This is a genomic window from Pedobacter sp. MC2016-05 (genome assembly GCF_026239735.1).
Lineage (GTDB): Bacteria > Bacteroidota > Bacteroidia > Sphingobacteriales > Sphingobacteriaceae > Pedobacter.
Map to the genome: position 1 here is coordinate 222972 of NZ_JAPIVT010000005.1, position 13694 is coordinate 236665.

Here is a 13694-nt window from a genome sequence, read left to right on the forward strand (position 1 = left end):
GTTACAATTTATGAGCGTTCAGCAAACATCAACAGGAAAATTTATTGATGGCGAAGAAGTTTTCGCACTCGAACTAACCAATAGCAAAGGCACTTACGTTAAGATTTTTAATTACGGTGCTATCATTAATAAATTTATAGTTCAAAATGCCAAAGGTGAGATGCAGGATATTGTATTAGGCTTTGATACTTTTGAGCAATATCTTGATCGTGAATATTTGAAGAACTATCCTTACTTCGGAGCGGTAATTGGTCGTTATGCAAATCGCATCAGAGATGGTCGTTTCAGCATTGGCGATGAGCTTTTCCAATTGGTTCAAAATGCTGGTGCAGCAACGTTGCATGGCGGCACAGTAGGTTTCGATAGAAAAGTTTGGGATATTGTTGAAGTTGAGGAAAATCAAAACTTGGTTACGTTAGAATATGAAAGTGAAGATGGCGAGGAAAATTTTCCAGGCAATTTAGTGATCTCTCTAACTTTTGAATTGACTGAGAATAATGAACTTATTTTAAGCTACGAAGCTGAAACAGATAAAGCTACTCCCATTAATTTAACCCACCATGGCTATTTTAACCTATCTCCTGATGGTGGAAATGTTGCTAATCATCAACTTCAAATTTTTGGGTCGAATTATTTAGAGCAAGATGATAATTATTCAGTAACTGGAAAATTAATTCCGGTAGCTGGAACACCGCTCGATTTTACACACTTAAAGGAAATTGGAAAAGATTGGGACCCTGAAGAAGGTTATGATCAAAGCTTTGTTCTTGATAAAATTTATGGTGATTTATCTCTGGCAAGTGAAACGAGCGAGTCAGAGAGTGGTTTAACTTTAAGTGTTTACACCACCGAGCCTGTTGCACATTTATACACCGCAAAATACGTTGATGTAAAAAATGGTAAAGGCGGAAAAGACTATCAAGCTTACAGCGCTTTTTGCATTGAAACCCAGCACCATCCAAATGGAATCAATATTCCTGAATTTCCAAGTACAATATTACAGCCTGAGGATTTATACACACAAACTACAATTTATAAATTATCACTAGCCAAATAAATATGTTTAGCCTTCAAGATATTAAAACCGCAGAAGCAAAAATAAAAACCGGTGCTGATTTCCCTCAGTTTATTAAAGAAATTAAAGAAATGGGGGTAGTCAGAAATGATGTTTATGTGGCTAACGGACTTTCCATTTATTTTGATGATAAAGACAATGCACAGCAGGCAAGTCCGCCGGAATATCCAGCGCTTATCATTAACGATGAGTCATCTGCAGATAAATTGGCGCATGCTTTAAAAATACATCAAAAGGGAGAAACCGATTATTTGACCTTCTGTAAGCAAGCTGCAGATGCTGGCGTAGAAAAATGGGTGATTGATTTGGGAGCAATGACTTGTACTTATCTAGATAGTGAGGGCAATGAATTGGTACAGGAGAAAATTCCAACTATTTGAAGGCTGGAAATAAAAATGGTGAGTTGCTATTTCGAGGAAAATAAATAATGCTATAAAACAGAATAAGCTAGCGTGACTAAATTCTTTCTAGCACCAGTTTAATAGCCTGCTCTACAATTTTATTAGGTTCTTTACTAAATTCAAAGTTTACGCGGCTTGCCAAAATTGCATTGATCGACAAGGCTTTATGTCCTAGTATTTTAGCCAATGCATAAATACCCGCTGTTTCCATTTCCAAATTGGTAATGCGATATTGATTGCTCTTGAAATTATTTATTAAACTTATGAAGTTAGGGACAGCATTCTCCGCTCTCACTACCCGTCCCTGTGGCGCATAAAATCCAGGAGCAGTAATGGTGATTCCTCGTGGTAAATCTTTTCCAATTGTATTTAGTAAAGTATCATTAGCAGCAGTCAAATAAGGATTGACGTTTTTCAAATGCTCAAAATATCTATTTATATCAGCCATTAAAGTTCTATCATCATTAGCAACTTCCTGAATATAATAGTTCATTAGGGCATCCATTCCCAAACCATAATTCGAAGCCAATATGGTACCCATCGGGATATCGGCCTGAACGGCACCAGAAGTACCTACACGGATAATATTCAGTGACTTAAGATCTTTTTTAACCAATCTGGTTTCAAAATCTATATTGACCAAAGCATCTAATTCGTTAAAAACGATATCTATGTTATCCGTACCAATACCGGTAGAAAGCACCGTTACCCTCTTTTTACCTACATAACCGGTATGCGTGATGAATTCTCTTTTCCCCTTTTTTAATTCTACTTCATCAAAATACTTACTTACTTCAGCCACCCGATCCGGATCGCCAACAGTAATTACTGTTTCTGCAACGTCTTCTGGCAATAAATTCAAATGATAAATGCTCCCGTCTGGATTGATAATTAAGTCGCTTTCGGATATTTTCATAATTGCATAGCTTAAAGTAAATTTTGTTTAGGCACTTAAGTGGTTTGGAGATATTTCAGTTTTACGTTACTTATCTTATCAAACTTACTTAAAACTTGATTCAATTGTGCCTTTCTCACCTCAAGTTTTAAAATGCAATTGGCATCGAAGTGTTGTTGTAGAATAATCAGGTTTTCCTCTTTAACCAGTTTCATCACATCATTCATCTGGAGATAATCAAAATATGCTTCGTACAAATCATTTATTGTTCTAGTAACAATTTTTGCAGAGGTAATCGCCTCTAAACTGGCATTTTTATAAGCATTTATTAAACCAGGAACACCTAGTAATGTACCACCAAAATAACGGACTACCACGATCACTACGTTTGTAAGATCGGCAGATAGTAAGCAATTCAAAATCGGTCTGCCAGCAGTGCCTGAGGGTTCGCCATCATCGTTAATACGAAAAACAGAACGATCGGGAGTTAAACGATAGGCATAACACCAATGTCTAGCCTTGGAATGTTCATTACGAAGATTTGCAATAATAGGCTTTACCTCATCTTCATTGCGGATAGGATAGGAGTAAGCGATGAATTTACTGCCTTTATCACGAAAAATTCCTTCTGAAGGATTTTCTATCGTTTTATAAGAATCATCGAACAGCATTTTGCGACAAGGTAATAAAGATGACAGCAGCAAGGGCTAACACGATTCCGAGGTAATTTATTTTTGTTAATTTCTCCTTGAATATGATTATTCCAATTAAACTTCCTACTACGATTACCCCCATATTCATTGCTGCAAAAACTGTTGATGGATTGCTGGACAAGGCTTTATGGGCTTTCATATAAAACAAAATGTTACCAAAATTAAATAATCCTAAAACCAAGCCGCAAGCCAAATTAACCAGCTGAGTTTTGATTTTTCTACTGATCATTAATACGATTACAATGATGAGCGAAACGATAAACGCTAGGCAAAAAATAACGAAGAGCGAGGTTGTGTATGGAAGTAATTTATATAAGGCAATTTGTTTGAAGAGTACATCTATAACACCAAAACCTATAAAAACCATTAATGGATAAATCCAATTTCCCTGGTTTTCCTTCTGATCAGTTTTTCGAAGGAAAGTTAAAACGATAGCGGGAAACCCGACTAATAAACCAATTATTTTTAGTTGATTAAAATCTTCACGGAATATAAAATAAGCAGCCAAGATGGGGATAAAAAGAGATAATCGCTGGGCGATATCGGTTTTTACGATACCGAGGTTTCTTATTGATGCAGCCAAAAGCAAAAATACCGAAGGCAATAATACTGCTAGCGATAAGTAAATTGACCAGGGAGCACTAGAATTTACAACAGCAACATCTGGCTTAAAGAAAATATAACATAAGATTAAAGCAGCAAAATAATTTACTGTAACTGCCTGAATGATATTGATTTGATAGCGTTTTGCCAATTTTAGCAATACGGCAACTGTAACGCTGCAGCAAATGCTTAATAGTATGTAAATCATTTAGTTGTGCTGATTAATATAGATGGATAGTTGATCAGAACCAACCCGGATTTGCTCTTGTAAACGACCGTTGATCACTGGCGAGGGAATGCCGTTGTTCCAACTGCCCTGAGAACTAAAAATTCTGGCTTCATCCCAGATATTAGCCTCCAGGAATTGCTTTAAAATATTCGCCCCACCTTCAACAATTACCGATTGCATATCCATCAAATAAAGTTGAAAGGCTATTTTTTGAGCCAGATAGAAGTGCATATCTTCCATTTGAATGTAGTGAACATTTCCAACCACATCTGTTTTAATTTCATTGAAGATGATGGTCTTAGCTTCATCATTAAAAATGTAGTTGTTTTGTGGAACGTCGAGATTCTTATCAATTACAAGGCGGGTGGGATTTTTTCCTGGCCACTCTCGTGCTGTGAGTTGAGGATTATCGATGATGGCCGTTTGCTTGCCAATTAAAATGGCATCCTCCTCTGTCCGCCATTGATGGGCCATTCTTTTGGCTAAAGCGCCACTAATCCATTTCTGGTGCCCATCATTGGTTGCAAAATACCCGTTTGCGGTTTCTGCCCATTTAAGGGTGATATACGGTCGCTGCTGCAGAATTCTTGTGAAAAATCTGCGGTTAAAATATTTGCACTCTTCCTCTAAAACACCACTTACTACTTCTATACCCGCATTTCTTAACTTCTCAATCCCTTTGCCATCTACCCCCGAAAACGGATCACGATTGCCAATTACAACTTTTTTCAACTGATGCTTTACAAATAAATCGGCACAGGGAGGGGTTTTACCAAAATGCGCACAGGGTTCTAAGTTTACATAAGCAATGGCTTGCTTTAATAATTCATCACTGTCATCGCCGTACTGATCGAAAACCGATTTTATAGCATTCGGTTCTGCATGGGCCTTACCAAATTCTTGATGATAACCTTCACCGATAAGTTTCCCATTATGAACAATTACGCAGCCAACCATGGGGTTAGGACTTACATTTCCAATTGCTAAGGCCGCCAGCTCTAAGCAGCGTTTCATGTAAAATTCGTCGGTCATTTGCGCAAAAATACTAAAAAATGAGCCATTAGCCTTACAAACATCATCGATATGGTTTCAAAAATATTAATTTTACAACGATGAAATTAGGAGAGTTAGAAGAGCATTTCAAAGAAGAATTAAGTCAACAATATGATGGTGATGAAGCCAGAGCGATGTTTAGTCTGGCTGCAGAACATGTTTTGAAATTTTCACCGGGTAAATTGCGCATGATGGGCGATAGTGTAATGGACTTCGTTCATCTCCAAAAAATGCTAAGTATCTTAAACGATTTGATCATTGGAAAGCCCATTCAATATATATTGGGCGAAACCCATTTTTATGGTTTAGTCTTTATCGTGAATGAAAATGTACTCATTCCAAGGCCCGAAACAGAAGAGTTGGTAGATTGGATTATTTCAGACCTTAAGCTTAAGCCAACTGACTCGATTAAAATTTTCGATATTGGTACGGGCTCGGGTTGCATTCCAATTACCCTAAAAAAGCACCTGTCGGAAGCATCAGTTTCATCCTTAGATGTTTCTACTGATGCACTCGAAGTAGCGCAAAAAAATGCGGTTCAGCTGAATACACCACTATCATTCATTCATGCGGATATCCTGAAATATTCAAGTGAAGAAAAATATGATGTAATTGTGAGTAACCCACCTTACATCAGAGACTTAGAAAAAGCAGGCATGCATGCTAATGTGTTAGATTATGAGCCACAACTGGCCTTGTTTGTTGATGATAATAATCCATTGATTTTTTATAATGCCATTGCAGATTTTGCCAAAACCAACTTAAAACCAACTGGTAATTTGTACCTCGAAATTAATGAATTTTTATCATCTGAAACTATAGAAATGCTTTCAGCTAAAGGATTTACAAGTATCGATTTGAGAAAAGATATGCAGTTCAAAAACCGAATGATTAAAGCGAGCTTTGATCAGGCAACTACGATCTCGGATGAAACTGTGTAATTACTTCCCGCAAGTAATCCCTGTCGATATGGGTGTAAATTTCAGTTGTTGTAATGCTTGAGTGTCCCAGCATTTCTTGTACTGCTCGTAAATCGGCGCCACCTTCTATTAAATGTGTTGCAAAAGAATGGCGCAAAGTGTGCGGACTAATTGTTTTCTTGAGGCCAGTAGCTACAGCAAGGCTTTTAACGAGATTAAAAACAGAAATACGGGAAAGTTTTGCGCCAAAGCGATTAAGGAAAATAAAATCTTCATTTCCCTTTTTTATCGTCATGTGATTGCGAACTTGATTTAAGTAGATATCCAGTAGTTTTAAAGCAACTCCACCAATAGGAACCAATCGCTCTTTGTTCCCTTTGCCAATAACTTTTATAAATTCAATCTGTGGATATAAGTTCGAAATTTTCAAATCCGTTAATTCAGATACCCTCAATCCGCAACCATAAAGCACTTCTATAATAGCTTTGTTGCGCATTCCTTCTGGTTTCGAAGCATCAATAGCCTCAATAAGACCATTGATTTCGTGAATATTCAGCATATCAGGCAACTTTCGACTAAGTTTTGGCGCTTCGATCAATGCCATCGGATCGATCTGAATGACCTCTTCCAACATTAAATAGGTAAAAAATGCTTTCATACCTGAAATTACCCGGGCTTGCGTACTGGCTAGCATACCCAGGTTATTTAACCAGCTGATAAATGATTTGATATCAGAGGCCTTTATATCCGTTAATTTGGGCTCCTCTTCCATAGCTTCGAAATACTGGCTCAACTTAGCGATATCATTCAGATATGCATGCACAGAATGGTCAGAAAGCGATCTCTCTAATTTCAAGTAAGCTCTAAATCCTTTAATATATGATTGCCAAAGCATGCTTTTATTTAAGATTTTTTATAACATTGCAACGTTACAACATAAAACCATTAATTGATCATGAAAATTCAAATAATTAACGGCCCAAATTTAAATTTACTTGGCGTTCGTGAACCTTCTATTTATGGCAATATCAGCATTGAAGATTATGTGAAGGAGCTTAAATTATTATATCCCAACATAGAAATAGCGTATTTTCAAAGCAATGTAGAAGGCGAATTAATTAATAAATTACATGAAGTTGGCTTTAGTTATGATGGGGTGGTGCTAAATGCAGGCGGTTATTCACATACTTCTGTAGCCATTGCTGATGCCATTGCTGCAATTAAAACCCCAGTTGTTGAGGTACACGTATCGAACATTTATGCCCGTGAAGAATATAGACATGTATCTTTAACCGGAAAAAATTGCCAGGGTGTGTTAACCGGGTTTGGAATGAAAGGTTATCGTTTAGCTATTGAAAGTTTAATAACAAGATAATACATCTCAAAATGAAAAAGTCAATCCTGTCACTTTTGTTTTTATTATTTATAAATTTTGGATATGCCCAAAACAAGTCCGTATCAAATTTGCAACCTGATGAAAAATCAATTGTGAAAGGGGAGGATGGCAAATTATATAGTTTTGATGATTGGAAACTGATGTGGTTCTCGGGTAGATACTCAGTAAAATCAACGAATACGACAGATAGTAATGGGAAGCCTGAATTTTTATTGTATAAATTAACTGAAGATCAAACAAAAGCAATGCTTTTCAGCATGCCTAAACCAAACGAAAGTTTGAGTTTCCCTGCTGGAAAACTTTTTAAGGGATTTAAGGTAACCGATTTGAACGGAAACCATTACGACTTATCAGAAATGAAAAATAAAATTATAGTTTTAAATTTTTGGTTTATAAATTGTCCACCCTGTAAGATAGAAATACCCTTTTTAAATGAAATGGTAGATTCTTATAAAACAGATAATAATATTGTATTTCTGGCAGTGGCATTAGATGATAAAAATAAACTGCAAGAATTTTTGAAAAATAATCCCTATAAATATTCAATTATAGACAATGGCAGAGCTATAAGTAATCAACAGACTGTTAATTCATATCCAACGCATGTTGTAATTGATAAGACTGGAAAAATTAAATTTAGCACTAACGGTTTAGCAGCAAATACAGTTTTATGGATTAAGAAATCTATAGACGAAGCGTTGGTGGCAAATTAAAGTTTACTAAAATATTTTATTTTCTTGATGAAGAATGCCCAAACTACGCTATTGTTATATACACCAGCGTGTGCAGCATAAGGCTTCTGTACAGAAGTTCGTTTTTTATTTGTTTTAGCAATCGATTTTATGAAATGCCAATGTCCTTTTGTTACAGCCAATGTAAATTTAGGTTTCCCCGATAATAGGAAGTGCCACCAGGCCACAAAATCTATCCACATTCTAATGCCTATTCTAAAAAAGGCATCACCTGCAGGCAAATTTTTCTGCATAATAATCAGGTTGTTCCTGAAATTTAGATAAGTTTTAAAAGGGTTTTCAGTTTGTAATGTACCGCCACCAACATGAAAAACTTCCGAGGTTGGACAGTACATAATTTTGTAATTTAAATTTTTCAATCGCCAGCACAAATCTATTTCTTCCATGTGGGCAAACAAGTCGGCATCCAGGCCTCCTGTTTCTATCCAGCATCTGCTTTTAATAAAAAACGCTGCACCACTTGCCCAAAATATTTCTTTTTGATCGTTGTATTGGCCCTCATCCGACTCGTAAACATTAAACAAACGACCACGGCAAAATGGATAGGCATAAATATCCAGATAACCACCGGCAGCACCTGCATATTCAAAGTCGCTTTTCTTTAACTGTGATTTGATTTTTGGCTGAGCTGCCGCGATAGAATCATCGCTTTCCATTAAATCGATAACGGGCTTAATCCAGTTGGATGTCACTTCAACATCCGAATTTAAGAGCACAAAATACTCCGCTTCAACCCGCTCCAAAACCTTATTGTAACCACCAGCAAAACCATAATTTAAATCGTTTTTAATGATTTTAACTGTAGGGAAGTTAATTTCTAAAAATGCCACAGAATCATCTGTAGATGCATTATCACCTACAAAAATTTGCAGGTTATCGTATTGGGTAAGTAATATTCCTGGTAAAAATTGTTGTAGAAAAGCCTTTCCATTCCAGTTTAATATGACAACGGCTACTGAAGGATTCATGTTGTTATTCGGGTTTAAATTTCCAGCGTTTATGGCTCCATAACCAATACTGAGGCTGTTCTTTTATAATATCTTCTAAAAATTTAAAGTGCAAGTTAGTAATTTCGTATTCATCCATTAATGACGGATTTAAACACATAGGCAAAACCTCAACATGGTAATAACCTTTCTTCACTACCGTAACTTTAAAATAATAAATTGGTCTGTTGGTTGATTTGGCGATTTTTTCTAATCCCAATAATGCTGCTGTAGGCTGATTTAAAAAATCAACAAAATATTTGGTTTCCTGACGGGTAGGAGCTTGATCAGTTGCAAAACAAAATAATGTAGGTTCGTTTTTATAAGCAGCCAAGCCTCTTAAAGTTTGGCGCATAGCGATAAAAATATTCCCATATTTTGTTCTGAAACCATTAAACCAGGTCTCAACAATTTTATTGCTTAACGGTTTATAGATAACCATCGTTTTAGCCGATGTATTTAGACCTAATGCCAAGGTTCCTAATTCCCAATTGCCATAATGCCCGGTACAGGCCAAAACACTTTCGCCAGCATTAAAATGTTTCTCCAATTGTTCCAAGCCAGAAAATTTCACCCTTTTTAAAGTTTCTTGTTCCGAAATGGTGGTCATTTTTATGATCTCAAAAATGAGTTGTGATAAGAAAAGAAAAAACTTTTTCTCTATAGCAATAATTTCATCACTTGATTTTTCAGGAAAAGAGTTCACTAAATTCTGGCGAACAACTTTTTTTCGATAACCGATTACATAATAAAGAAGATAATATAGTAATCTTGCAAAAAAAAATAAGACAGGCAGTGGTAGTAGCGACACGAGGTATAAAAAAAATACGCCAATGTGCGCCATTACTCTTTTAATCATTATTTTTATTGGTTTCAGCTACAAACATAAATTTTCAAATGCAGAATACAGCTATACTACCATTATTTTATCTTCCTCCTGTAGGTTATTTTAGCTTGATACAGCAATTTGGTAATGATTTTTTAATAGAAAAACATGAACATTTAGCAAAGCAAACCTATCGCAATCGAGCAAGTATCTATTCTCCAAATGGTAAATTAGATCTAACAGTTCCTCTGGTAAAAGGATCAAAAACGCATAAAAAAATGAAAGATGTTCGCATCAGCTATGATTTTAATTGGCAACGTTTACATTGGTTGAGTTTAGAAACCTGCTACCGCAGCTCGGCTTATTTTGAATATTATGAGGATGAACTATCGAGATTTTACCAAAATAGGTTTGAATTCCTTTTTGATTATAATATGGAGTTGATGGAATGGCTATTGCAAAAACTCAAGCTAAAAATTGCCTTAGTCACAACAACTTCTTATGAAGATCAAATTGCTCCAGAGTTAGACTTTAGAGGGATGATGAATCCTAAAAAAAATGGCGATATTGTAAACAGTAAGCCATATTATCAGGTTTTTGAAGACAGGTATCAATTTTTAAACAACTTAAGTATAGTTGATTTGTTGTTCAACCAAGGTCCACAAGCCAAGTTGTATTTATAAAATGGGAAAAAACAAACCTCGCAGTCGCCACAAGCATTATAAAGTTCCAGCGCCAGGAACAAGCCCAGGGCTTTATGCAATCGATGATGAGGCTTTGAAGCCTGTGATCGTTCTTCATACTTATAATGATAAATCTCATAAAAAAGAGGAACTGAAAAACATCAATAATATCGAAAAGCTGATTCAGGATAAGAGCTATAATTATTGGTTCGATATAAAAGGTTTGGCAGATCCAACTATGTTCGAAACGCTTTATTCGAAATTCGACATTAGCAGGTTAGTTTTGGAAGACATTACAAGTTCTTATCAAAGGCCAAAACTGGATGAATATGACAACGATAATTATATTTTTTCTGTAAGCAGACATCTTTATTTAGGTGAGGACGGCGTTTTATGTAATGATCAAATCTCTTTTATCTTATCAGAAAGAACCTTAATTACCTTTCAGGAAACCTATTCTGATTGCTTTGAGCCAGTTAGAAAACGATTGGAGATTGGCAAGGGAAATATTCGCATCGGTGGAAGCAGTTATTTGATGTATGCAATAATGGATGTAATTGTCGACAATTATTTTTCACTGTTGAACTTTTGGGGAGAAGAGCTTGACGCTATTGAAGATAGACTTTATGATCGGCCTGATAAGAGAATCATGTACGATACCCAAGCCATTAAACGATCATTAATCACCATTAGGAAAATTGCCTGGCCAGAACGAGATAAGCTGAACGACATTATTAGAACAGACAGCCCGCTGATTTCTGATCTGACCAAAACATATATGAAAGACGCCTACGATCATTGCATCCAAATCATTGATTTTATTGAGTCGTTAAAGGAAATTGCATCAGCAAATATTGATATGAACCTTTCAATCATCAGCAACAGGATGAACGAGATTATGAAAGTGCTGACCATCATTTCTTCTATATTCATTCCTTTAACATTCATTGCAGGTATTTATGGAATGAATTTTAGCCGGGAAGATCCCGTAACTGGCAAAGTAATGCCAGACAATATGCCTGAACTTTACAGCCCGCATGGTTACATCTATACCTGGATTGTGATGGGTATAATTGCTGTGGTACAAGTGATTTATTTTTGGCGCAAGGGCTGGTTTAAGTAAGTAAATTCTATTTGCTTTTTATACCTTAGTAGCTTTAAACACATATTGGTTAGGTCAAAGGAGCGATGCAGTCATTCGAGATAGATAAAAGCGATGTACTAAAGGTAAAAAATGCCATTTTAGCTGGTGATGAAACCTTAAAAGAGGTTTTAGAGGAATACCATGCTTCGGAAATTGCTATTTTATTCGAAAGATTAGACAAATCTGAACAAAGACATATCATCAATATCCTTCCTGCAGAAATTGCATCAGAAATTATTTCTGAAATGGATGAAGAATCACATCCAGAAGACTTGCTATTTGAACTTCATCCTGATAAGCGTACAGAAATTGTAGAAGAACTAGACTATGATGATGCAACCGATATTATTTCTCAACTCGAAGATCACGAGCAGGCAGAAATTCTGGAAGATTTGCAGGATGAACATGCAACAGAGATTAGGAATCTTTTAACCTACGACGAAAAAACTGCAGGTGGTTTAATGAACACAGAAATTATCTGTGTTAATATTAATCTCACTAAAAAAGATGCCATTGAGGAAATCATTCGCCAGAGTGAAGAAATGGAAGAGTTTTACACCATTTATGTAGTAGACGACGAAAAAATATTCAAAGGAATTGTATCATTAAAAGATATCATTAAAGCGAAACATAACGCTCAAATAACCGAGCTGGTTAAAATGGATGCCGTTTATGTTCATCCGGATACTGACCAGGAGGAGGTAGCATATCTAATTTCGCAGTATAACTTAACCAGTATTCCGGTAATTGATGACAACCAAAAATTATTAGGCAGGGTTACATTCGATGACGTGATCGACGTGATGGAAGCAGAGAGCACTGAAGATATCTTGAAAATTTCCGGGGTATCCGAAGATGAAGAACTAAGCGGTAATTGGGTAGAGGCAGTAAAATCACGTTTGCCTTGGTTAATCATTAACCTCGGCACGGCATTTCTAGCTTCTTCTGTTGTACGGTATTTCGACCCAACCATTAAATTGATTCCATCGCTGGCCGCTTACATGACTATTATTGCCGGGATGGGCGGGAACGCAGCAACACAGGCGCTTGCGGTAACCGTTAGGCGTATCTCACTTTACGATTTAACGGATAAGCAGGCTTACAGAACGGTTTTAAAAGAATTTACTGTAGGTTTAATTAATGGAGCTGTAAACGGAATAATCGTATTTATTTTTGCTTTTTTCTTTGATGGAAACCCTATGTTAGGTTTGGTCATATTTTTAGCCATGACAGGAAATCTTTTAATAGCCGGGGTAACAGGAGCGGGGATTCCGTTGATATTAAAACGTGTTGGGATTGATCCAGCTATTGCGTCATCCATCATTATAACCACCTTTACCGATGTTTTTGGTTTTCTCCTCATTCTCGGTTTAGCCAGCAAGTTATTATTACTCTAACACTATTAAATAAAAAAGTCGGAAGAATTTAATCCGCCGACTTATAATCAAAATTGCAGTTGCTTAAACTGCCGTTACTCTAACCTCTATATTGCCTTTAACAGCTTTCGAATAAGGGCAAGCTCTGTGTGCTTTATCAGCAATAGCCTGCGCTTCTTCATGAGATATTCCAGGAATGTGTACATCTAAATCCGCAGATAATACAAACGAATTTCCATCCTTATTGAAAGAAACCAACACTTTAACATTTGCTTCACTCACATCAACGCCTTCACGTTCTGCAACCGAACCTAAAGCACCTAGATAACAAGGTCCCCAAGCCGCAGCAAATAATTCTTCGGGATTAGTAGCTCCGCCTTGCCCACCAAGTTCTTTTGGCTTTCTAAGTTCGAAATCTAAAATTCCATCGCTCGATTTAATGTGTCCATCTCTTCCTCCAGTAGCTGTAACTTCAGCTGTATATAGCTTTTCCATAATAATTTATTTAACTAGATAAACAAACACTATCCGGCATTGTTTGCAACCACGACACGCTTAAAATTATCGCAGTTAAACGTAATTAAAACCTTTTTTAAGCTAAAAATAGATGGGCAAAAATATTTTGTGTAAAAAAGCACAAAA

The 13694-nt window shown here is 36.3% G+C and carries 16 protein-coding genes; 8 read left to right on the plus strand and 8 right to left on the minus strand.

Annotated elements, in window-relative coordinates; all coding sequences use genetic code 11:
* The first annotated feature begins 10 nt into the window (after positions 1 to 10).
* Positions 11 to 1057: an aldose epimerase family protein gene (locus tag OQZ33_RS09610; protein WP_265798822.1), complete on the plus strand. Its 1047-nt coding sequence runs from the start codon at positions 11 to 13 to the stop codon at positions 1055 to 1057.
* Between the two features lie 2 nt (positions 1058 to 1059).
* Complete coding sequence (locus OQZ33_RS09615; RefSeq protein WP_265798823.1) at positions 1060 to 1455, plus strand: DUF1398 domain-containing protein; 396 nt, start codon at positions 1060 to 1062, stop codon at positions 1453 to 1455.
* 76 nt (positions 1456 to 1531) lie between these two features.
* On the opposite strand, the gene OQZ33_RS09620 is transcribed toward OQZ33_RS09615, so the two are convergent.
* Genes OQZ33_RS09620 through ribD form a run of 4 tightly spaced genes read right to left on the minus strand, consistent with a single transcriptional unit; the run spans position 1532 to position 4948 of the window.
* Positions 1532 to 2392: a nucleoside phosphorylase gene (locus tag OQZ33_RS09620; protein ID WP_265798824.1), complete on the minus strand. Its 861-nt coding sequence runs from the start codon at positions 2390 to 2392 to the stop codon at positions 1532 to 1534.
* Positions 2393 to 2427: 35 nt separating this feature from the next.
* Positions 2428 to 3042: an IMPACT family protein gene (locus tag OQZ33_RS09625; protein WP_265798825.1), complete on the minus strand. Its 615-nt coding sequence runs from the start codon at positions 3040 to 3042 to the stop codon at positions 2428 to 2430.
* Positions 3029 to 3895: a DMT family transporter gene (locus tag OQZ33_RS09630; protein WP_265798826.1), complete on the minus strand. Its 867-nt coding sequence runs from the start codon at positions 3893 to 3895 to the stop codon at positions 3029 to 3031. The genes OQZ33_RS09625 and OQZ33_RS09630 overlap by 14 nt, the downstream gene beginning before the upstream one ends.
* A complete protein-coding gene (ribD, locus tag OQZ33_RS09635; RefSeq protein WP_265798827.1) occupies positions 3896 to 4948 on the minus strand; it encodes a bifunctional diaminohydroxyphosphoribosylaminopyrimidine deaminase/5-amino-6-(5-phosphoribosylamino)uracil reductase RibD in 1053 nt (350 codons plus the stop codon).
* A gap of 80 nt (positions 4949 to 5028) precedes the next feature.
* Between ribD and prmC the strand changes: the two genes are divergently transcribed.
* Positions 5029 to 5910 (plus strand): peptide chain release factor N(5)-glutamine methyltransferase, encoded by an 882-nt coding sequence (gene prmC / locus OQZ33_RS09640; RefSeq protein ID WP_265798828.1) that lies wholly within the window; start codon positions 5029 to 5031, stop codon positions 5908 to 5910.
* Here prmC and xerD read toward each other — a convergent pair.
* Complete coding sequence (gene xerD, locus OQZ33_RS09645; protein ID WP_265798829.1) at positions 5885 to 6784, minus strand: site-specific tyrosine recombinase XerD; 900 nt, start codon at positions 6782 to 6784, stop codon at positions 5885 to 5887. The two genes, prmC and xerD, sit on opposite strands and share 26 nt — an antisense overlap.
* A gap of 60 nt (positions 6785 to 6844) precedes the next feature.
* On the opposite strand from xerD, the gene aroQ reads away from it, so the two are divergent.
* Positions 6845 to 7264 (plus strand): type II 3-dehydroquinate dehydratase, encoded by a 420-nt coding sequence (aroQ, locus tag OQZ33_RS09650; protein ID WP_265798830.1) that lies wholly within the window; start codon positions 6845 to 6847, stop codon positions 7262 to 7264.
* A gap of 11 nt (positions 7265 to 7275) precedes the next feature.
* Positions 7276 to 7998 (plus strand): TlpA family protein disulfide reductase, encoded by a 723-nt coding sequence (locus OQZ33_RS09655; RefSeq protein ID WP_265798831.1) that lies wholly within the window; start codon positions 7276 to 7278, stop codon positions 7996 to 7998.
* Here the strand turns inward: OQZ33_RS09655 and OQZ33_RS09660 are convergent.
* Positions 7995 to 9005 (minus strand): glycosyltransferase family 2 protein, encoded by a 1011-nt coding sequence (locus OQZ33_RS09660; RefSeq protein WP_265798832.1) that lies wholly within the window; start codon positions 9003 to 9005, stop codon positions 7995 to 7997. The two genes, OQZ33_RS09655 and OQZ33_RS09660, sit on opposite strands and share 4 nt — an antisense overlap.
* A gap of 4 nt (positions 9006 to 9009) precedes the next feature.
* Positions 9010 to 9882, minus strand: coding sequence for a lysophospholipid acyltransferase family protein (locus OQZ33_RS09665; RefSeq protein WP_265798833.1), 873 nt, complete (start codon positions 9880 to 9882; stop codon positions 9010 to 9012).
* Between the two features lie 38 nt (positions 9883 to 9920).
* On the opposite strand from OQZ33_RS09665, the gene OQZ33_RS09670 reads away from it, so the two are divergent.
* The 3 genes from OQZ33_RS09670 (at position 9921) to mgtE (ending at position 13073) form a co-directional block, all read left to right on the plus strand.
* Positions 9921 to 10532, plus strand: a complete 612-nt coding sequence (locus tag OQZ33_RS09670) for a WbqC family protein (protein WP_265798834.1) — start codon at positions 9921 to 9923, stop codon at positions 10530 to 10532.
* Between the two features lies 1 nt (position 10533).
* The gene (gene corA / locus OQZ33_RS09675; RefSeq protein WP_265798835.1) at positions 10534 to 11655 is read left to right on the plus strand and encodes a magnesium/cobalt transporter CorA; all 1122 of its coding nucleotides are present in this window, start codon (positions 10534 to 10536) and stop codon (positions 11653 to 11655) included.
* Positions 11656 to 11720: 65 nt separating this feature from the next.
* Positions 11721 to 13073, plus strand: a complete 1353-nt coding sequence (mgtE, locus tag OQZ33_RS09680; protein ID WP_265798836.1) for a magnesium transporter — start codon at positions 11721 to 11723, stop codon at positions 13071 to 13073.
* 63 nt (positions 13074 to 13136) lie between these two features.
* Here the strand turns inward: mgtE and OQZ33_RS09685 are convergent, their stop codons facing one another.
* Positions 13137 to 13547, minus strand: coding sequence for an organic hydroperoxide resistance protein (locus OQZ33_RS09685; protein WP_265798837.1), 411 nt, complete (start codon positions 13545 to 13547; stop codon positions 13137 to 13139).
* Between the last annotated feature and the right edge of the window lie 147 nt (positions 13548 to 13694).